This window comes from Dinoroseobacter sp. S76, from assembly GCF_049801095.1.
GTDB lineage: Bacteria > Pseudomonadota > Alphaproteobacteria > Rhodobacterales > Rhodobacteraceae > Dinoroseobacter.
Map to the genome: position 1 here is coordinate 712,769 of NZ_JBNAGH010000002.1, position 19,616 is coordinate 732,384.

The following is a 19,616-nucleotide window of genomic DNA, read 5'->3' on the forward strand; positions in this document are numbered from 1 at the left end:
CATGTCCTCTCGAAGGTCAGCGGCGCACCGCTGCGGTTATGATGATTTCAACTTTCAAGACATCGCGGGCGAGCCGCGCCTCGCCACAGGCGCGCGCGGGGGCATGGCCCTCGGGCACCCAGGCATCCCAGACCGCGTTCATCTCGGCGAAATCCGCCATGTCGCGGAGCCAGACGATCGCCTGCAGGATGTGTTCGCGGTCCGAGCCCGCTTGTTCCAAGAGCGCGTCGATGCGCGACAGGCAATCGGCGGTCTGCTCGGCCACTGTCTCGCCCGCGCCGACCTGGCCGCAGAGATAGGCCACGTCGTTGTGGATGACGATCTTGCTCATCCGTTGGCCGGTTTCCAGTCTCGTGATCATCTGAGGATTCCCCGTTCTTTCAATGCGCCTGCAATCTCGTCGAGGATCGCGGGATCGTCGATAGCCGCTGGCATCTTGAAGTCGGTTTTGTCCGCAATTTTCTGCATGGTCCCGCGCAGGACCTTGCCGGAGCGGGTCTTGGGCAGGCGCGGCACATGGACGGCGGTCTTAAAGGCCGCCACGGCGCCGATCTGTGCGCGAACGAGCTGCACCAGCTCACGCTCCAGCTCCTGCGGGTCGCGTGCGACACCCGCATTGGTGACGTAGAAGCCCAGGGGCATCTGGCCCTTGAGCGCATCCGCCTGTCCCACCACGGCGCATTCGGCGATGTCAGGATGGTGGGCGAGCACCTCCTCCATGGCGCCGGTGCTGAGCCGGTGGCCCGCTACATTGATGATGTCATCGGTGCGCGCCATGATGAAGACATAGCCATCCTCATCCATGATCCCCGCATCGGAGGTGGCGTAGTAGCCCGGGAAATCCTCGAGATAGCTTTTGCGGAACCGCGCCTCGGCATTCCACAGGGTCGGAAAGCCCGAGGGTGGCAGGGGCAGTTTCACCACGATATTGCCCAGCACGCCCGGCGCCACGGGCTGGCCCGCATCATCCAGCACGCGGATATCGTAGCCCGGCATGGGCACCCCGGGGGAGCCATGCTTGACCGGCACCTGCCCCAGCCCCACCGGATTGCCGGACATGGGCCAGCCGGTCTCGGTCTGCCACCAATGATCAATCACCGGGCGCTGCAGCTTGGCCTCGGCCCATTGCACGGTCGCCGGGTCCGAGCGCTCGCCCGCCAGAAACAGCGTGCGGAAGGCGCTCAGGTCGTATTGACCGATCAGCGCGCCCTCGGGGTCTTCCTTCTTGATCGCGCGGAAGGCCGTGGGCGCGGTGAAGAGCGCGGCGACCTTGTGATCCTGGATCACCCGCCAGAATGCACCCGCATCCGGGGTGCCCACGGGCTTGCCCTCATAGACCACCGTCGCGCAGCCATGGAGGAGCGGCGCGTAGCAGATGTACGAATGCCCCACGACCCAGCCCACATCGGAAGCCGCCCAGAACACCTCACCCGGCGCGATCCCGTAGTGGTGTGCCATGGTCCATTTCAGCGCCACCATATGGCCGCCCGTGTCGCGCACCACGCCCTTGGGCTGCCCGGTCGTGCCAGAGGTATAGAGGATATAGAGCGGATCGGTCGCCGCCACGGGCACGCACTCGGCCAGGCGGCCTGCGGATTTCGCGGCCCCGACGGCCTCGGTATAATCCACATCGCGACCCGGCTGCATCGCAGCCAGCTCCATCTCCCGTTGCAGGATCAGGCAATGCGCAGGCTTGGAGCTCGCCTCCGCAATCGCCGCATCCAGCAGCGGTTTATAGGCCACGATCCGCCCGGGCTCGATCCCGCAGGACGCGGAGATGATGAGCTTGGGCGCCGCATCATCGATCCGCGTGGCCAGCTCATGGGCGGCGAAGCCACCAAAGACCACGGAATGCACCGCGCCGAGCCGTGCGCAGGCCAGCATGGCAAAGATCGCCTCGGGCACCATGGGCATGTAGATCACGACCCGGTCGCCCTTGGTGACCCCGTGATCCTGCATCACCATGGCCAGCGCGGCCACTTCGGTCTGCAGCTCGGCATAGGTGAAGCGCCGCACGGTCTCGGTCACCGGGCTGTCATAGATCAGCGCTTGACGGTCCCCATGCCCCGCGGCCACATGGCGATCCACCGCATTCCAGCAGGTGTTGCACACCCCATCCGGAAACCAGCGCCCATAGGTGCCCTGCTCTGGATCAAAGGCGCGGCTGGGCGGCGTGATCCAGTCGATCTCCTGCGCCGCCTCGGCCCAGAACCCCTCCGGATCCGCCTGCCACTGTGCATAGGCTTCGGCGTAGCTCATGACATCACGTAATTGAGGCCGAGCCGCCCGCCATCCACATAGATCGTCTCGCCAGTAATGTAGCTGGCCTTTTTCGAGCAGAGGAACGCGACCACATCGCCGATCTCCCGCGCCGAGCCCGCGCGACCGAGCGGCGTGCGCGACATGGCCATGGCAAAGGCCTCGGGATTGGCATTCACGCCCGCCATCATCGCGGTGTCGATGGAGCCCGGACCCACCGCATTCACGCGGATGTTCTTCGGCGCCAGCGCCAGAGCGGCCACCTTGGTCAACTGCATCAGCCCGCCCTTGGAGGCGCAATAGGCCGGGATCGCGGGGATCGCGACCTGAGCGTTGATCGAGGACATGTTGACGATGGACCCTTCGATCCCCTCGGCCACCATGGCCTTCGCCACCCGCTGGGTCGCCACGAAGACGCCGCGCAGATTGATGTTCATCACCCGGTCGAAATCCTCGAGCGCGTAGTCCAGGAAATCTCCGGGCATGGCGATGCCCGCATTGTTCACAAGGGCCGAGATCGGGCCATGCTCCGCCGCGATCTGGTCCAGCATGGCGTGGATCGCCGCCACATCGCCCATGTCACAGGCAATCGCGGCCTCCCCCCCGAGGGTTTCGGCGGCCTCGGCCACGCCATCGGCGTTCACATCCGACAGGATCACCCGGTACCCGTCTTCCTTCAGGGCCTCCGCGCAGGCATATCCGATGCCCTGCGCGGCCCCGGTCACCAGTGCCAAAGGAGCTTTGCTCATCTATTCGTCCTCGTCTGTATATCCATAGGCCTCGCGGGCCTCCGCGACCGAGATGAACCCGGAGGCGATGTCCTCTGCAACCGCCGCGCGCGGACGCTGCCGCGGATCGCCATAGCCGCCACCGCCTGGCAAGCTGAGGCGCAGGCGTTGACCATTGGCGACCTTCTGGCGGCCCTTGGATTGCAGCGCCGTGCCATCGGTGAGCGCCACCGCGCCGGGCGCGCCCGCACCGCCGCCCTCGCGCCCGCGGGCCGGGTTCTCTACCCGGTCGAACATGGCGTTGAAATGGAAATCATAACCGTCGCGCGCCTCGATCTCGATCACCTGACCCAGACCGCCGCGCTGCGCCCCGGCCCCGCCAGAGCCCGCGCGCAGATCCTTGCGCCAGACGGTGATCGGGCCCACATGCTCGGTGGCCTCGACGCTCATGGTTGAAACACCAGACGGAAAGGCCGTGGCCGAGAGGCCGTCGACCGCCGGGCGCGCCCCGGTCCCGCCGGAATTGAACATCAGGATCTCGCGGTTGGGCAGCCCGCTTTCAGGGTCCGACGCCCGGGCCGAGATCTGGATATTCCAGAGCGAGGAAGCGCCTTCCGCGGGCACCACCCCCGGCAGCGCCTTATGCAGCGCGCCGAGCACCACATCGGGCACCAGATGGCCCAGCACATGGCGGGTCGAGACCGGCGCGGGGCGTTTGGCCGCAAGGATGCAGCCCTCAGGCGCGGTGATCTCGAAGGGTTCCAGCGAGCCGGTATTGTTCGGCACTTGCGGCGCGATCGCGCATTTCAGCCCGTAGCAGGCATAGGCGCGGGTATAGACCTCGGGCACGTTCACGCCAAAGCGCGACGGCCCGGAGGTGCCCGCGAAATCCGCGCGCAGTCGGTCGCCGGCCACATCGAGCGTGACCTCCATATGCACGGGCACGTCATAGCCATCCACCTGCATGGTCTGCTGGTAGCGCCCATCGGGCACTTCGGCGATGGCCGCATGGGTCGCCGCGCGCGAGGTGTCGATGATGAAGGCCGAGAGCCCCTCCAGGTCATCGATGCGGAACTCATCCATCATCGCCTGAAGCCGCCGCTCCCCCGCCTCGTTGCAGGCGGCGAGCGAGTACATGTCGCCCACGGTCTGGTCCGGCGTGCGCACATTGGCACGCACCAGCTCAATGAGCAGAGATTGCACTTCGCCGCGCTCGGCAAACTTGGTGATCGGGATCAGAAGGCCCTCTTCGAAGACCTCCTGTCCATCGGGGCCAAAGCCGCGCCCGCCGATATCGACCACATGGGCGGTACAGGCGAAGTAGCCGATATGCGTGCCCTTGCGGAACACCGGTGTGACCACGGTGATGTCATGCAGATGACCTGTCCCCAGCCAGGGATCGTTGGTGATGAAGACATCACCTTCAAAGGTGTTCTGCGGCCCGATCTGGGCTGCGAAATGGGTGACGCTCTCGGCCATGGCGTTCACATGGCCCGGCGTGCCGGTGACCGCCTGGGCGATCATCCGCCCCGCCTGGTCAAAGAGCCCCGCCGAAAGATCCCCGGCTTCACGCACGGAGGTCGAGAAGGCCGTGCGGATCAGGGTCGTGGCCTGCTCCTCCACCACGGCGATCAGGCGGTTCCACATGATCTGATAGTCGATGCTGCTGGGCTGGGTCATGCGGCGCGCTCCTTGCGGATCAGGCGGAGGGAGCCATCGCCCTGTCCCACCACGACAAACCCTGCGGTCACGATGGTGCAGGTGTTGGTTTCAACCACGATCGCTGGGCCCTCGAGCATCTTGCCCGCGCCCAGGGCGCTCCGCGCAACCTCGCGGGCCTCGACGGTTTCGCGCAAGGCAGCGTCGAAAACCGGGCGCGTGCGCAGGGTCTCGGCAGGCGATCCAGCGCTGTGGCGGATGGCCGGGGCGACCTCCGGCAGGACGGTCGAGACCGTGAGCAGCCAGTTCGTCACCTCCACCGCGAGCCCCTCGATGATCCGCCCGAAGAGGGTCCGGTACGCGTCCTCGAAAGCGCTTTGCAGCATGGGCAGATCCCCGGCTTCCAGCGCCCGGTGGGGCAGGATCACCGGGATCTCCCAGCCCTGCCCGGCATAGCGCATCATCGCTGTCAGGCGTGTGGTGCGCGGGGCGTGCTTGGCGCCTTCGTCGACGAAGCTGTGGGCCTCGGCCTCCATCTCCGTCAGGGCGGCATTGACCGCGTCCGGGTCGAACCCGTCGAGCCGCTGGAAAAGACCGCGCGAGGCCTCGAAGCTGAAGGGGGCCTTGAGGAACCCGATGGCCGAGCCGACCCCGGCCCCGGGCGGGATGATCAGCTCATCAATTCCAAGCTTCTCACACAGACGACAGGCATGGAGCGGCGCGCCCCCGCCAAAGGCAATCATGGTGAAATGCTCGATATCGCGGCCATTTTCGACCGTATGAACCCGGGCCGCATTGGCCATGTTTTCATCCACCAGCTCGGTGATCCCGAAGGCCGCGTCATGAGCCGAAAGCTTCAGACGGTCTGCGGCCTTGGCCGACGCCTCCGGATGCAGGGTGATCGAGCCGCCCGCGAAATTCTCCGGGTCGAGCCGCCCGAGCAGCAGGTTCGCATCCGTGACCGTCGGCTCCGCGCCGCCGCGCCCATAGCAGGCCGGTCCGGGTTCGGAGGCCGCGGAGCGCGGCCCCACCTGCAGCCGCCCCATCTGGTCAATGGAGGCGATGGAGCCGCCTCCGGCCCCGATCTCGACCATCTCGACCACGGGGGTCGAGACCGTCATGCCAGAGCCTTTCTTGAACCGGTAAGTGCGCGCGACCTCGAAGGTGTTCGCGGTTTTTGGGGTCCCGTCCTCGATCAGGCAGATCTTGGCCGTGGTGCCGCCCATATCGAAGCTCAGCACCTTGTCGAGCCCATGGGCCCGGGCGAAATCAGCGGCGAAGATCGCGCCGCCGGCGGGGCCGGATTCCAGCAGGCGCACGGGCTGCTCCGAAGCGGTCTCGACCGAGATCAACCCGCCGCCGGAATGGAGCATGAAGACCGGTGCCCCGACCCCTGTCTCGCGCAGGCGCGCCACGAGCCGCCCGAGATAATCCGAGACCTGCGGCTGGACATAGGCATTGGCAATCACCGTGTTGAACCGGGGCAGTTCCCGCATCTGGGGCGAGATCACCGAAGAGATCGAGATCGCCAAATCCGGGGCCGCTGCACGCAGGGCCGCCTCCATCATACGCTCATGGGCGGGGTTGGCGTAAGAGTGCATCAAGCCGATGGCCACCGCCTCAAACCCGCCCGAGACAACGCGCGCCGCCATTTCGGCGACCTCCGCCGGATCGAGCGGCAGCAGGACCTCGCCATCGGGCCCCAACCGCTCGTTCAGGGTAAAACGATGGGCACGCGGCACCAGCGGCGTGGGCAGCACGAGGTTCAGATCATATTGCTCGAACCGGTTCTCGGACCGCATCTCGATCACGTCCCGGAAGCCCTCGGTGGTGATGAAGGCGGTCTTCGCCCCGCGCCGCTCAATCAGCGCATTGGTGACAAGGGTCGTGCCGTGGATCACCTGCGCGATGTCGCCGAGGGCCACGCCCGCCTGCTCCGCCGCAGCCGCAATCCCGTCGAGAATGGCCTGTTCCGGCGCGGTGTAGTCCGTCAGCACCTTGGCGGTGGCCAGTCCGCCGGGATGGGTCAGGGCGACGTCGGTAAACGTGCCGCCAATATCGACACCGACGCGAATATCATCTGGGCTCATGGGTCAGAGGCTCTTGAAAATCTGGTTGGCAGTGAAGGCGGCCTGGTAGAACCGCGACATGATCGGGGCGGAGGGCACGGTTTTGACATCCGTGATCGGCAGGGGCAGGTCAGTGGGATCCATTCCTGTCAGCAGACCCGACATGGCCTGCCCGAACAAGGTACCTGTCGTGATCCCGCGCCCGTTATAGCCGATGGGGGTGTAAAGCCCCTCGGCCAGTTTGTAGATCCGCGGCAGGTGGTCCGGCGTCATGGCGATCTGGCCATGCCAGGCCTCCTCAAAGGTGACGGGGCCGAGCTCCGGGAACATCCGGCGGAGCTGCTTGCGGGCCCAGCGCTGGGACAGGCCCTGCCCCTTGTCGCCCAGAACCGTGCCCATGGAGCCGATGATCAGCCGGTCGGTCATGTCCCGCCGCAGGGAGAACATGATCTGCCCTGTATCCCAGAGGCCCTGCCGCCCGGGCAGGATATGCTGGACGCGCTCTCCCAGAGGGGTGGTCGCCAGCTGGAAGTAGTGGATCTTGGTGAAGACTTTTTTCAGGTCCGGCCAGAGGTCGTCCGTATAGGCATTCGTGCCCAGCACCACCGAAGCCGCGCGCACGGTCCCACGATCTGTCTCGACGATCCAGCCCTGCCCTTCACGGCGCAGGCGCGTAGCGGTCACGCCCGTGCTGATCTCGGCCCCGGCGCCGCGTGCGGCGCGCGCAAGCCCGCGCACATAGCCCATGGGGTTGATCGTGCCTGCGCGCCGATCCAACAGCCCGCCATGGAAGACCGACGTGCCCGTGGCGGCGACCATCTCGTCCCGGCTGAGCAGGTCCACCGGCGCTTCGAGCCGCTGCCATTCCAGGTAGCGGGCGCGCAGATCCTCGAACCCCGAGGGCGCATGGGCCGCATGGAGCGTCCCTGTCTTGGTCACTTCGCAGCGGATCTGATGCCGCTCGATCAGGTTGAAAACCGTCTCCGGCCCCGCCCCGAACCGCTCCACAAAGCGTGGACCATAGGTCTCGCCCAGTTTCTCGCGCACCTTCGCGGGCGGATGCCAGACCCCGGCATTGACCAGCCCAACATTGCGGCCCGAGCCGCCAAAACCGATCTGTCTGGCCTCCAGCACATGGGAGGACAGCCCCGCCTCGGCGCAATGCAGCGCGGTGGACAGCCCCGTGAACCCGCCGCCGATGATCGCGACATCGACCTGCGTGTCCGCCTCCATGGGTGCGGCGTAATCCGGCTCCGCAGCAGAGACATCCCAAAGAGAGATCGGCGAATCCACTGTCATCCTCTATCCGTGCCCCTGTGCTAACGCATCATCTGCCTGTTGCGGAGGATGTTGCACCCCCGCCCTCAAGGTGTCAATATACGAAATGCATGTTCTAAATATCAGCACAAAGGTGACCCATGGCCAAACTCAAGACCTCTGCGCAGGAGATGGTCGCAGCAGCCCGCACCCGGATCGAGGAAATCGAGACTGCGGACCTGATCGCCCGGCTCGATGATCCTGACCTGGTGGTCGTCGACATTCGTGACGTGCGCGAGCGTCAGCGCAGCGGGTTCATCCCCGGCAGCGTGCACGCGCCGCGCGGCATGATCGAATTCTGGGTGGATCCCGACAGCCCCTATAACAAGGAGGTCTTCGCCGATCCGTCCAAATCCTATGTCTTTCACTGCGCCTCTGGCTGGCGCTCGGCCCTGACCGTCGCCACCTTGCAGGATATGGGGTTCGAGGCCGCCCATCTCAAAGAGGGGTTCTCCACTTGGGAAGCCCAGGGAGGCCCGGTGGAGATGCCCGAGAAGAAGGGCTAAGCCCGTCAGCCCCGGCTGAGCTTGAGCGACACGCTGCTCGCGGCGTGGCGCACCAGATCACCGATCCGGGTCTCGGCGTTTTCCGCCAGATTGATATCCGGCAGGGACACGCCGAGGGCCGCCACCGCCACCCCATCCGGCAGGGTGATCGGCGCCCCAAAGCTCAGGATGCGGTCGCGAAACTCCCCGGTATCAAAGGCATAGCCGCGCTGCTGGGTGGCAGCCATATCCGCGTCGAGCTGGGCAAAGCTCGTCAGGGTCCGGTCCGTATGGCGGGTCAGATTGCCCTGCAGCTGATCCCGCATCCGCTCGTAATTCGCCGCCAGAATCGCCTTGCCCGTCCCCACACAATGGAGCGGCGCCGAGCCGCCCACCGCATTCCAGGATCGGATCGGCTTCTGACTGTCGATCTTGTCGATATAGATCACCGTGAGGTTTTCCGGCACGGCCAGATAGACAGTCTCGCCGGTCTCCTGGCTGAGGAAGGACATCTCCGGCGCGGCCAGCTCCCGCAGGTTCAGATTGTCCACCAGCGCCCGCCCGACCTGCCAGGTCTTGAGCGTGGCGCCATAGGTCTTGTCCTCGAAATGCTTCACATAGCCGAGCGTCGTCAGGGTCTGGAGCAGGCGAAACGTGTTCGACTTCGTCAGCTCCAGCTCCCGCGAGATCTGTGTGACCCCCTTGCCCTGCCGGGCACTGGCCAGATTTTCGAGAATCGCGAGGCCCTTGGAGAGGGTCGAATCGACTTTCGGGGCCTTGGCGTCATTCGGCATGAAACGTCTCCATTGCGGGCGTTCCGAATATCAGAACACTAGCGCGGTTTGAAGGGGGGCGGATCATGGGCCTCTACCGGGGGCGGATCCCCGTGGAACCGGGCAAGCTCGACCATGGCGGAATGCGCGGCAGGTCCCTGGGAGAGCTGCGAGGTCCTCTGATCATGGGTCAGCACATTCGGATTGCCGTGGCGGTCCCGGTTCTGCGGCGCGCCGTAATCCGGATCGTACCACGCCCCGGTCCAGAGAAACACGCAACCGGGCCGGATCGCCTCGGTGACCCGCGCTCCGGCAAGGCATCGCCCGCGCGGGTTCGACAGCTCCACGATATCGCCATCGGCGATGCCCCGCGGGGCCGCGTCCTCCGGATGGATGAGCACCGGCTCCCGCCCGGCGATCTTGCGCCCGACGCTATAGGCCCCGTTATCGAGCTGCGAATGGAGCCGCGTCGCCGGTTGCCCGGAGAGCAGATAGAGCGGCCCCGTCCCCGTTACCGTATCGCGCGGCGGGATATAGCTGGCATGGCCCGGGCAATCAGGCAGGTCGAACCCGGCGATCCGCTCGGAAAAGAGCTCGATCCTGCCGGAGGGCGTCGGCAATGGGTTGGCATCAGGATCGGCGCGGAACTCCTGCAGAAACACCCGCTCCGGCGTGGGATCGGGCAAGGCGACGACATCGCCTTGAATGAACGCCTCCCAATCCGGGAGGCTGGTGCCCCACGCCTCCGCCGCGGCCTGGGTCTCGGCCCAGATCTGGCGCACGAGGCCAGCCGTGTCATGGCCTTGGGTGAAGGCGCCGGGATCCCCGAGACGCGCGGCAAGCTCGGCATAGATCTCGAACTCGACCCGCGCCTCCCCCGGCGGGAGCGCGAGAGCCGGCATGGGCATGAGCGCGTTGTCAGACTGGCCGCCTGCGAAATCCTCGCGCTCCTGCGGGGCGGCGACGGGCAGGACGATATCCGCGTGACGCGCCGTGGCCGTCCAGTTGATCTCGTTCACGATCACCGTTTCCGGGCGTTGGAAGGCGCGGTGCAGCCGGTTGAGATCCTGATGATGGTGGAACGGGTTGCCGCCCGCCCACCAGACCATGCGGATATCGGGAAAGACCCCTTCTGTCCCGTCATAGCGGTAGCTTTCGCCCGGATTGAGCAGCATATCCGCGATCATCGCCACGGGGATGAACCGATCAACCGGGTTTCGCCCCTGCTCCAGCGCGCCCCAGCGGAAGGGGCGGCCCACATTGCCGATATTGGCGTTCACGCCGTAGCCGATCGTGTAGCCGCCACCGGGCAGCCCGATCTGGCCCAGCATGGCCGCAAGCGTCACGGTCATCCAGAGGGGTTGCTCGCCGTAATCCGCCCTCTGCAGACCCGCGGCGCAGGAGATCATCGCCCTCCCTGACGCCATCTCGCGCGCGAGGCTGCGGATCCGGTCCGCAGGCACGCCGGAGACACCAGCGGCCCAATCCGCATCCTTGACCACGCCATCCGATTGCCCAGTCAGATAGGCCTCGACCCGGTCGAACCCGGTCGTGTAGCGCGCCAGAAACGCTGCATCATGGAGGCCTTCGACCAGCAGCGTATGGGCGAGCCCCATCATCACCGCCGTATCCGTGCCGGGCTTCGGTGGCAGCCACTCGGCGCCCAGGCTCTCGGCCACATCATCGCGCAGGGGGCTGAAATTCACGAATGTCACCCCGGCCTCGGTGCAGGCGCGCAGGTTCTCGGCCATCCGGTGCCGGGCCACGCCGCCATCGCTGACCTGAGTGTTGCGCATGGCCATGCCGCCGAACATCACCACGCGTTTCGTGTGTTTCGCAATCACCGGCCAACGCGTGGCCTGCACCACGTGATCGCGGTAGGAGCCGACGATATGGGGCATAAGCACCAGCGCCGCGTTATAGCTGTAGTTGCCCTTGGACCGGACGAACCCGCCCTGGGTGTTCAGGAACCGCTTGAGCTGGCTCTGGGCATGGTGGACCCGCCCGGCGCTGGACCAGCCATAGGTCCCGGCAAAGATTGCCTCATTGCCGTGGGTGGTCCGCATCCGCGTAATCTCGGCGGCCAGAAGATCGAGCATTTCGTCCCAGCTGAGCTCGACAAAGGCGTCGCGCCCGCGCAGGCCACTGCCCGCATCCCCGTCGCGGCCCGCCGCAACCGCATCGAGCCAGCCTGCCCGCACAGCCGGACGCAGAACCCGGGCGCGCCCATTCAGGCTGCTGGCGATGTTGTCGTTGATCGGAGAGGGTGCCGGATCATCCGGATGCGGATCCACGCGCACGAGACGCGCGCCCTCTGTGACTGCGAGACCGGGTCCCCAATGGCTCGCCGTGACCCTTCGATTGCTTGTGCTCATCGCCCTACTGTTTCGCTATACGATACACGTATGCCACATATTGACACCATACATCCCTAGTGTCATCCTCCGCCTGTCATGAAAAGGGATCAATTGCCGTGACCACCCCTCCCCCCGCCTTGCACGATATTCTGGTACAGGATGGCCGTCCCGACACAGTTGATGGGCGACATGTGAACATGCCGGTGGAGCTGGGCTCGACAATGGTCTTCGACCGGCTGGCCAGCTTCGAGACCGCACGTGCGAATCGCTATGAGAGCGGCACGATGTATTACGGGCGCTACGGCAATGCGGCGGTCTACAAGCTGGAGAACATGCTCGCCCGGTTGGAGGGCGCTGCGTCTGTCACACTGACCTCTTCGGGGGTGGCGGCGATCAGCTGCGCTCTGATGAGTTTTGCCCGGCCGGGGGCGCATCTGTTGGTGGCGGACAACGTCTATGGCAATACCCGGACCTTCTGCGATGGGATGCTGACGCGGATGGGCGTAGCGGTCGAGTACTTCGACCCGATGATCGGGGCCGGGATCGCCGATCTGATCACGCCCGAGACCTGCGCCGTGATGTTCGAGGCCCCCGGCTCCGGCACGTTCGAGATGCCGGACATCCCGGCCATCGCCGGGGCCGCGCGGGCGGCGCGCGTGCCGACGATCCTGGATACGACCTGGGGCACGCCGGTCTTCTGTCAGGCGCTGGCCCTCGGGGTCGATGTGCTCGCCTATTCCGGGAGCAAGTATCTCTGCGGGCATTCTGATGCCATGCTGGGTGTCATCGCCTCAACCGCCGCCCATGGCCCGGCCCTGCGCAAGACCGTGATGCAGATCGGGGACAAGACCGGTGGGCAGGAGGTGATGCTCGCCCTGCGCGGCCTGCGCACCTTGCAGATGCGGATGGCCCATGTGGACAAGGCCGGGCGCGCCATGGCCGACTGGTTCGCTGCCCAGCCGCAGGTCAAGCGCGTGCTGCACCCCGCCCGGCCCGACTGCCCCGGTCACGCCCATTGGGCGCGGGATTTCTCCGGCGCGGCAGGGCTCTTTTCCGTGGTCTTCCACCCTTGCGCGCCCGCGCAGCTAGAGCGGTTCGTGGATGCGCTCCACCATTTCGGGATCGGCGTGTCCTGGGGCGGGTTCGAGAGCCTCGTCCTCCCGGTTACGCCGGAGCGCACGGCGACATCCTGGGACGAGCCCGGCGCACTGGTCCGCTTCAATATCGGCTTTGACGATCTGGACACGCTGCAACGCGATCTGGCCGCCGCCCTCCCCCATCTGAACACCCAATGAAAGCTCTGTGATGCAGAACAAGATTGACCACATGGCCATCGGAGCCGCGGATCTGACCCAAGGGGTCGCGGCGATGGAGGAAGCCCTCGGCGTGACCGTGCCCGCAGGCTCCAAGCATGACGCGATGAGCACCCATAACTGCGTGATGCAGGCCGGGAATGAGAGTTTCTTCGAGCTGATCGCCATCGATCCCGAGGCGCCCGATCCGGGCCGCGTGCGCTGGTTCACGCTGGATGATCCGGCAACGACTGCGCGGCTGGCGGAACGGCCCCGGGCGCTCTGCTGGGTGGTGAATACCGATGATCTGGATGGCGTGATCGCCGCAAGCCCGGTGGATCTGGGCGAGGTGGTCCATTTTCAGCGCGGGGATCGCAGCTGGCGGCTGACCGTGCCCAAGGACGGGCACTTGCCCGAGGGAGGCCTGCTGCCGGCGTTTATCGAATGGTCACCGGGCCCCCACCCCTCCACCGGGCAGCAGGATCTGGGCGTGCGCCTGACCAAGGTCGCCATCACCCATCCCGACCCTGCGCGGCTTGGCGCGCTGTTCGAAACGCTGCGGATCGCGCATCTGGCCGAGATCACCGAAGGCCCTGCCGCCCTCGCGTTTGAATTTGACACACCGAAGGGCCACGTCACTATAGACTGACATCAGAACGGGAGGAGTGCAGATGGAACTTGAGATCGATCTGAGCACGCGGCCGGAGGTCACGCCTTTCTTCGACCCGCAATCCAACACCATCTCCTATGTGGTGCGCGAGCCGGGCGGTCCCGCCTGCGCGATCATCGACCCGGTGATGGAGTTTGACCCCGCCGCCGGGCGCCTGACCTATGACAGCGCCGACCAGATGATCGCGTTCATCCGCGAGCACGGGCTGCGCCTCGACTGGATCATCGAGACCCATGTCCATGCGGATCACCTCTCCGGTGCGCCCTATATCCAGGAACAGCTCGGCGGCAAGATCGGCATTGGCGAGCATGTGCAGGAGGTGCAGGACGTCTTCGGCAAGATCTTCAACGAAGGCACCGAGTTCCAGCGCGACGGCTCGCAATTCGACAAGCTCTTCTCCGATGGCGACAGCTACACGGTCGGCGGCATGGTGGGCCATGCGCTCCACACGCCGGGTCACACGCCCGCCTGCATGGTCCATGTGATCGGCGATGCCTGCTTTGTCGGGGACACGCTCTTCATGCCCGATGGCGGCTCGGCCCGCGCGGATTTCCCCGGCGGGGATGCGGGGCAACTTTACGACTCGATCCAGCGGGTGCTGAGCCTGCCGGATGCGACGCGGCTCTTTATTTGCCATGATTACGGGCCCGGTGGGCGCGCAATTTCATGGGAGACGACCGTGGCGGCGCAGAAGGCCGAGAACATCCATGTGGGCGGCGGCAAGACCCGGGAGGAGTTCGTCGCGTTCCGCACGGCGCGGGATGCTGAGCTGAAGGTGCCGAGCCTGATCCTGCCGTCGCTGCAAGTGAATATGCGGGCGGGCGATGTGCCCGAGGATGAGGACGGCAACATGGTTCTCAAGATGCCCCTGAACAAGCTCTGATCTAGGGATCTCGCGAAAACCGCACCGCCCTGTGGCTCTCGCCCGGGGCGTTTCTTCGTTCAGCGTTCCTGCACTTTCATCCGCTTCTTGAGGTACTCCCCATACTGGCCGAGGGAGAAGAGGAAGACCCAGTAGATCGCGCCGACAAAGACCCAGACCTCCAGGTAATACGGCGCCCAATCCCCGGTACCGAAGGCCGCCTTGGCCGAGGCGAGGATGTCAAAGAAACCGATGATGATCACGATCGCGGTCTCCTTGAAGGTCACCACCACCATGTTGATCGTCGAGGGCAGCGCATGGCGGAAAACCTGCGGCAGCACGATCCGTGACAGGATTTGCCAATAGCTCAGCCCAAGGGCCTTGCCCGCCTCGAACTGCCCCTTGGGGATCGCCTGAAACCCGCCGCGGAACACCTCGGCCTGATAGCAGGCGAAAAAGAGCGCGAACGCCACGATCACCCGCCAGATCTTGTCCCCCTCCAGCCACGAGGGCAGCAGGATCGGCACCACCACCGCGGCGGTAAAGAGCGTCGTCAGGAGCGGCAGGGACCGGATGAAGTCGATCAGCACCATGGCGAAGTATTTGACCACCGGCATCTCCGACCTGCGCATGAGCGCAAGGCCCAGCCCCATGGGCATGCCGAGAATGACCACTGACGCAAAGAGGAACAGGGTCAAAGACAGCCCGCCCCAGCCATCGGTGGTGACCTGCTGCAGACCCAGCAGGCTCCCCTCCATCAGGAGGTAATAGGTGGCAAACCCCGCGATCCAGAGCCCGACAAGGCGCTTGCCGCTCCAGGCCCAAGGGAAACAGGAGGCCACGACCGTCAGGATGATCGTCAGGCAGGCCAGGGTCGAGCGCCAATGCTGATCGAACGGGTAGAGCCCGAAGAGGATCAGCCGGTGGCGCGCATCGATCACAGCCCAACAGGCCCCTGCCCCGGCATCCTGACAGGCGGCGACGTTGTCCTCGCTCCAGACCGCGCGCAGCAGACCCCAATCCATCACGAGCCAGGCGAGATAGGCCAGGGCCGCGAAGACGAGGATCGAGATCACCCCGTCCTTGGGCGTGTGAAACGCGCGGCGCTTGAGCATCTGCACGGTGGCATCCATGCGCGAGGGCCGAACTGGGATATCAGAGAGCGTTGCCATATCAATGCGCCTTCAGCTGGAGCCGCGCGTTCAGCCAATTGGTGAAGAACGCGATTGAGAAATTCACGAGCAGGAAAGCCCCCATGAGGATCGCGATCAGCTCCAGCGTCTGGCCCGACTGGGTGATCGAGTTGGAGACGATGTAGAAGAGATCCGCGAACCCGATGGCGATGCCGATGGTGGTGGCCTTCATGATGAAAATCCACTGATTACCGAGCGGTGGCACGATGGAGCGGAGCGCCATGGGCACCTTGATCCGGCTCCAGATCGCACCGGGCGCGAGGCCGAGCGCCTGGCCCGCTTCGATCAAGCCGCGCGGCACTTCGTTGAGCCCGCCACGGACGACCTCGGCGATATAGGCGCTGCCATAGACGGTGATGGCGACGATCATCGCCCAAAGCTCGACCGAAACCGTGATCCCACCGCGGAACCGCAGCCCTTGCAGCGCGGGGATCGAGAAGAGGCTCTCCCCCTCGGGCCGGAAGACCAGCGCCGCGAGCAACGCCACCACAAGGGTACCGCCGAACCAGATCGCTGCGCCTTTGATCAGGCTGAACCGTTTCCACAGAACCAGCGCGATCAGCAAGGCGAGAGAGACGAGCAGAATGCCGATGGCGACGCTGGGCGCGACGTTCAGCCCGGGCAATTTCATGCCCCGGTTCGACAGAAAGATTGCATCCCCGATGGAAAAGGCCTGCCGGGGTCCCGGCAGATGGATCAGGATCGCGTAGAGGAAAATCGCCTGCAGGATCAGCGGGATATTCCGAAAGATCTGAACATAGACCGTGGCCGCCGTCTTGACCGCGATGTTCGACGCATCCCGCGCGGTGCCGATCAGAAAGCCAAAGATGGTCGAGAGAAAGATACAGATGAAGCCCACGAACATCGTGTTCATCAACCCGATCAGCAGGGTCCGACTATAGGGGTCGTTGATCGAGCGCTCGATCAGGGAGAAAGAGTAGTCCCAGCCGGTGGAGCGGTCGAGAAACCCGAAGCCGCTGGTGATGCCCAGAGCGGTCAGATTGACCTGCGCGCTGCGCACCGCGCCCCAGATCACCAACAAGGCGATCCCCAGCAACAGCGTTTGAATGATGATACGGCGCGTCTTGGCGCGGGCGCGCAGCTCTTCGGCGCTGGCGGCGGTGGCGGTAGCAGCGGTCATGGAAAGCCCCGGGCTGGAGAAATCAGGCCGCGCGCTCGGTGTCGCGCGGCCTTGTGGGAGGCGTTGTTGGGATCAGTCGAGGATCGGCGCGTAGAGCACGCCCCCGTGGCTCCACAGGTTGTTGAGCCCGCGATCCAGATTATAGGGGCTCTCGGACCCGAGATTGCGGTCATAGATCTCGGCAAAGTTGCCCACTTCGGCGATCATTTCGCGCGCCCAGGTGTCGCGCAGACCCAGCCGCTCGCCCATGCCGGGCTCAGCCCCGAGCAGGCGGGAGATCCGCGGATTGGCCGGGCTCGCCGCCATCTCGGCCACATTGGCCTTGGTGATCCCCTCTTCCTCGGCGATCAGCAGGGCGGCGAGCATCCAGTTCACCACATCCACGAAATCCTCATCTCCCTGGCGCATGGCTGCCGAAATCGGTTCGGAGGAAAGCTGGTCGCTCAGGATGATATGGGCGTCCGGGTTGTCGATCTCGGTCGCGCGCAGCACGGCGAGGTTCGGCCCCCAGCCCGCAAAGGCGTCGCAGCGATTGGCGAGATAGGCCGCGCGCAGCTCGGCGGCGCTTTCATAGGACACCATCGTGTGCTCGACCCCGATGGTCGACAGGTAGTTGGCCGAGATCCGCTCGATCGTGGTACCCGCCTCGACACAGATTGTGCCACCATCAAGCCCCGTCGCATCTTCGATGCCCAGGTCGCCATGGGCCATGAACTGCGTACCGCCAAAGAAATACGGCAGGCTGAATTGCAGGCCAAGCTCGGTGTCGCGTCCCATGGTCCAGCCGGTGGCCTTGATGATCACATCCACATCGCCCGATTGCAGGGCCGGGAACCGCTGCGCCCAGGAGAGCGGTACGATCTGGACCGCATTCGGATCGCCGAGGATCGCCGTGGTGAGCGCCCGGCAGAGATCGATATCGAGCCCGCGCCATTCGTTCTGATCATTGACCTCAACGAAGCCGAAATAGCTGCCGTTATGGCCCGAGCAGAGCAGCGTGCCCCGCTCGACGATCTGCTGGACCGTGGCGCTCTGGGCCATTGCGCCGGTCGCGGGCAAGACCGAAATCGCGGCGGCAGCAAGGGCCGCGGCTGTTAGGTTCTGGAACATGTGACCTCCATCTGTTGTGCTGTATATTGGCACATTTGTATTGCCATATAGAATGCAGATACTGAAATACGGAGTCAACACTTTGGTTCAGACCGCAGCTGCCTTCCCCTGAGAACGGCCCGCGCGCCCGACCAATCAGGCGCGGAGATGCCACGGGATTGAGCAGATCTGGCGCAGAAAGAGGCCGTTTCGGCATGGGAGACAGGCGATTTGCCCAGCAGAACAGCAAAACACCCCGGCGCGGGCGGCGCCGGGGTGCAGGATCAGCAGTTCAGGAAAAGGGGTCGGGGCCTATTGCGCCCAGAGCACGGTCTCCGGATGGAACTGGGACCAGGCGAACCAGAAGGCCTGGTGACTGCCGAGATCGGCGCCTGAAGCATCAACCGCCCGCAGCCCGCCCGCATCGAGCGTCAGCCGCACCTCTTCGAAGGCGACCTCCTCTCCCCGCGTCAGGGCGGCGACGGCCTGGCTGCGCTGGAAAGCAACGGGCGTACCGGAGGCCGCGACCACGCCCACCACATCCTCATGAACCGGCAGGCGCGGGTCCACATCCCCGACCGGGAAGATCGGCCCATTGGCGTCGCGCCCGTTTCGGAAGTCGAAATCGCGGCCCAGAGCCAGATCCTCGATCAGCACTGTGGTTTCCGGGTGCTCGGCCTTCCAGGTGCCCCAATCCGTGGTCACGACCGAGGCCTGGGGCAGCACGATCCCCTTCTCGGCCAGGGGGCCGGTCACGGCCGTGCCGAGGAATGTGTCGAAGACCGAATAGCTGTTCACATCAAACATGACCTTGTTCGACCGGATCAGCAGTCCCGACGTGCGCAGCACAGGCCGCTCGACCCCTGCGGGGAGTTGGTCGGTGAAATAGGCCTGGGCCGCCCCGCAGAGCGTGCAATAGGGAATGCCCAGATCGCGCCCGCCCAGCGTGTCATTGACCATCTCGCGCACTTCCATGATGCGGCGCGGATAGGCGCGGTACTCACCATTCACTTCGACCCCAAAGACGATGGCGTCATCGCTGAGCCATGTGGCCTCCTCCGCGGTGCTGACCTCGGGTTTATCGGCGGCGGGGATGCAGTTGCAGGGCGCATCGGTCGTGTCAAAGGCCCGGTCATCGATCAACACCCCGCCCCAGGAGACATGGCGCCAGTCGATATCCCCCTCGACAAAGATCTTGTCCCAGCCCGGCACGACCGTGGTGAAAATCGCACGCTTTGTTGCGAGGTAGTCGGGCGGTGCCGGGATGTCCCAGGCGATCAGGTGATCGGTGACGTTGCCCCAGCCGTTCTCGCGCGGCAGGCGTTTACCGAGCAGCACCGAGGAGGCCTCGGTCAAGGCAACCGAGAGCTGCGGGCCCGAGGCAAAGCGCATGAGATCGCTGATCAGCCAGACGAGCCGCGGGTCGCCCGCATCGACGATCTCGGCCAGCGCGGTGTTCTGATCGCGGCCCCAGGTGGCCTCGGTCACACTGTCCACGAAGGCCATCTTGACCGCGCGCTTGAGGTCCTCGGAGAGCGGTCCTTCGGGGATCTCTGGCGGGGCGCCAAAGGCCTCCAGCACATAATCGGGCAGCGGCTCCGCCTGCTGGGCGGCCAACGCCCCGGGCCAGAGCAGAGACAGCGCGGCCATCCCCGCCACGGTCCAACTGCGGATGCGGGAAACCTGAAAAACTGCCATGGGATCTGTCCTTGCCTTGCATCG

Annotated in this window: 16 protein-coding genes; 4 read left to right on the forward strand and 12 right to left on the reverse strand. The window is 65.3% G+C overall.

What is annotated here, in order from left to right:
- Positions 1-16: 16 nt before the first annotated feature.
- Genes ACP153_RS09255 through ACP153_RS09280 form a run of 6 tightly spaced genes read right to left on the reverse strand, consistent with a single transcriptional unit; the run spans position 17 to position 8,014 of the window.
- Entirely contained in the window at positions 17-361 is a 345-nt protein-coding gene (locus ACP153_RS09255; protein ID WP_424970686.1) for a RidA family protein, read from the reverse strand.
- Positions 358-2,259, reverse strand: a complete 1,902-nt coding sequence (locus tag ACP153_RS09260; protein WP_424970687.1) for a propionyl-CoA synthetase — start codon at positions 2,257-2,259, stop codon at positions 358-360. Before ACP153_RS09260 ends, ACP153_RS09255 begins: the two co-directional genes overlap by 4 nt.
- A complete protein-coding gene (locus tag ACP153_RS09265; RefSeq protein ID WP_424970688.1) occupies positions 2,256-3,008 on the reverse strand; it encodes an SDR family NAD(P)-dependent oxidoreductase in 753 nt (250 codons plus the stop codon). Before ACP153_RS09265 ends, ACP153_RS09260 begins: the two co-directional genes overlap by 4 nt.
- Positions 3,009-4,667, reverse strand: coding sequence for a hydantoinase B/oxoprolinase family protein (locus tag ACP153_RS09270; RefSeq protein WP_424970689.1), 1,659 nt, complete (start codon positions 4,665-4,667; stop codon positions 3,009-3,011).
- Positions 4,664-6,736: a hydantoinase/oxoprolinase family protein gene (locus tag ACP153_RS09275; protein ID WP_424970690.1), complete on the reverse strand. Its 2,073-nt coding sequence runs from the start codon at positions 6,734-6,736 to the stop codon at positions 4,664-4,666. The genes ACP153_RS09270 and ACP153_RS09275 overlap by 4 nt, the downstream gene beginning before the upstream one ends.
- A 3-nt stretch (positions 6,737-6,739) precedes the next feature.
- Positions 6,740-8,014, reverse strand: a complete 1,275-nt coding sequence (locus ACP153_RS09280; RefSeq protein WP_424970691.1) for an NAD(P)/FAD-dependent oxidoreductase — start codon at positions 8,012-8,014, stop codon at positions 6,740-6,742.
- Positions 8,015-8,133: 119 nt separating this feature from the next.
- On the opposite strand from ACP153_RS09280, the gene ACP153_RS09285 reads away from it, so the two are divergent.
- Positions 8,134-8,538, forward strand: coding sequence for a rhodanese-like domain-containing protein (locus tag ACP153_RS09285; protein WP_424970692.1), 405 nt, complete (start codon positions 8,134-8,136; stop codon positions 8,536-8,538).
- A gap of 5 nt (positions 8,539-8,543) precedes the next feature.
- Here ACP153_RS09285 and ACP153_RS09290 read toward each other — a convergent pair whose 3' ends face one another.
- A complete protein-coding gene (locus ACP153_RS09290; protein WP_424970693.1) occupies positions 8,544-9,311 on the reverse strand; it encodes an IclR family transcriptional regulator in 768 nt (255 codons plus the stop codon).
- A 38-nt stretch (positions 9,312-9,349) separates the two neighbouring features.
- Positions 9,350-11,665: a molybdopterin-dependent oxidoreductase gene (locus tag ACP153_RS09295; RefSeq protein WP_424970694.1), complete on the reverse strand. Its 2,316-nt coding sequence runs from the start codon at positions 11,663-11,665 to the stop codon at positions 9,350-9,352.
- Between the two features lie 98 nt (positions 11,666-11,763).
- On the opposite strand from ACP153_RS09295, the gene metC reads away from it, so the two are divergent.
- The 3 genes from metC to ACP153_RS09310 are packed head-to-tail and all read left to right on the forward strand — an operon-like array spanning position 11,764 to position 14,492.
- On the forward strand, positions 11,764-12,942 hold the full coding sequence (metC, locus tag ACP153_RS09300) for a cystathionine beta-lyase (RefSeq protein ID WP_424970695.1): 1,179 nt from the start codon (positions 11,764-11,766) through the stop codon (positions 12,940-12,942).
- A 31-nt stretch (positions 12,943-12,973) separates the two neighbouring features.
- Complete coding sequence (locus tag ACP153_RS09305; RefSeq protein ID WP_424970696.1) at positions 12,974-13,588, forward strand: VOC family protein; 615 nt, start codon at positions 12,974-12,976, stop codon at positions 13,586-13,588.
- Between the two features lie 22 nt (positions 13,589-13,610).
- Positions 13,611-14,492, forward strand: coding sequence for an MBL fold metallo-hydrolase (locus ACP153_RS09310; RefSeq protein ID WP_424970697.1), 882 nt, complete (start codon positions 13,611-13,613; stop codon positions 14,490-14,492).
- A 59-nt stretch (positions 14,493-14,551) separates the two neighbouring features.
- Here the strand turns inward: ACP153_RS09310 and ACP153_RS09315 are convergent, their stop codons facing one another.
- The 4 genes from ACP153_RS09315 to ACP153_RS09330 all read right to left on the reverse strand — a co-directional run bounded on the left by ACP153_RS09315 (position 14,552) and on the right by ACP153_RS09330 (position 19,592).
- Positions 14,552-15,643, reverse strand: a complete 1,092-nt coding sequence (locus ACP153_RS09315) for an amino acid ABC transporter permease (RefSeq protein ID WP_424970698.1) — start codon at positions 15,641-15,643, stop codon at positions 14,552-14,554.
- A 1-nt stretch (position 15,644) separates the two neighbouring features.
- The gene (locus ACP153_RS09320; protein ID WP_424970699.1) at positions 15,645-16,805 is read right to left on the reverse strand and encodes an ABC transporter permease subunit; all 1,161 of its coding nucleotides are present in this window, start codon (positions 16,803-16,805) and stop codon (positions 15,645-15,647) included.
- Between the two features lie 72 nt (positions 16,806-16,877).
- Entirely contained in the window at positions 16,878-17,915 is a 1,038-nt protein-coding gene (locus ACP153_RS09325; protein ID WP_424970700.1) for an amino acid ABC transporter substrate-binding protein, read from the reverse strand.
- A 291-nt stretch (positions 17,916-18,206) separates the two neighbouring features.
- Positions 18,207-19,592, reverse strand: coding sequence for a DUF3179 domain-containing (seleno)protein (locus tag ACP153_RS09330; RefSeq protein ID WP_424970701.1), 1,386 nt, complete (start codon positions 19,590-19,592; stop codon positions 18,207-18,209).
- Positions 19,593-19,616: the final 24 nt, after the last annotated feature.

Coding starts and splice junctions, on each gene's coding strand:
- ACP153_RS09255 (WP_424970686.1), bottom strand. CDS start 361: ATGATCACGAGACTGGAAACCGGCCAACGGATGAGCAAGATCGTCATC.
- ACP153_RS09260 (WP_424970687.1), bottom strand. CDS start 2,259: ATGAGCTACGCCGAAGCCTATGCACAGTGGCAGGCGGATCCGGAGGGG.
- ACP153_RS09265 (WP_424970688.1), bottom strand. CDS start 3,008: ATGAGCAAAGCTCCTTTGGCACTGGTGACCGGGGCCGCGCAGGGCATC.
- ACP153_RS09270 (WP_424970689.1), bottom strand. CDS start 4,667: ATGACCCAGCCCAGCAGCATCGACTATCAGATCATGTGGAACCGCCTG.
- ACP153_RS09275 (WP_424970690.1), bottom strand. CDS start 6,736: ATGAGCCCAGATGATATTCGCGTCGGTGTCGATATTGGCGGCACGTTT.
- ACP153_RS09280 (WP_424970691.1), bottom strand. CDS start 8,014: ATGACAGTGGATTCGCCGATCTCTCTTTGGGATGTCTCTGCTGCGGAG.
- ACP153_RS09285 (WP_424970692.1), top strand. CDS start 8,134: ATGGCCAAACTCAAGACCTCTGCGCAGGAGATGGTCGCAGCAGCCCGC.
- ACP153_RS09290 (WP_424970693.1), bottom strand. CDS start 9,311: ATGCCGAATGACGCCAAGGCCCCGAAAGTCGATTCGACCCTCTCCAAG.
- ACP153_RS09295 (WP_424970694.1), bottom strand. CDS start 11,665: ATGAGCACAAGCAATCGAAGGGTCACGGCGAGCCATTGGGGACCCGGT.
- ACP153_RS09305 (WP_424970696.1), top strand. CDS start 12,974: ATGGCCATCGGAGCCGCGGATCTGACCCAAGGGGTCGCGGCGATGGAG.
- ACP153_RS09310 (WP_424970697.1), top strand. CDS start 13,611: ATGGAACTTGAGATCGATCTGAGCACGCGGCCGGAGGTCACGCCTTTC.
- ACP153_RS09315 (WP_424970698.1), bottom strand. CDS start 15,643: ATGGCAACGCTCTCTGATATCCCAGTTCGGCCCTCGCGCATGGATGCC.
- ACP153_RS09320 (WP_424970699.1), bottom strand. CDS start 16,805: ATGACCGCTGCTACCGCCACCGCCGCCAGCGCCGAAGAGCTGCGCGCC.
- ACP153_RS09325 (WP_424970700.1), bottom strand. CDS start 17,915: ATGTTCCAGAACCTAACAGCCGCGGCCCTTGCTGCCGCCGCGATTTCG.
- ACP153_RS09330 (WP_424970701.1), bottom strand. CDS start 19,592: ATGGCAGTTTTTCAGGTTTCCCGCATCCGCAGTTGGACCGTGGCGGGG.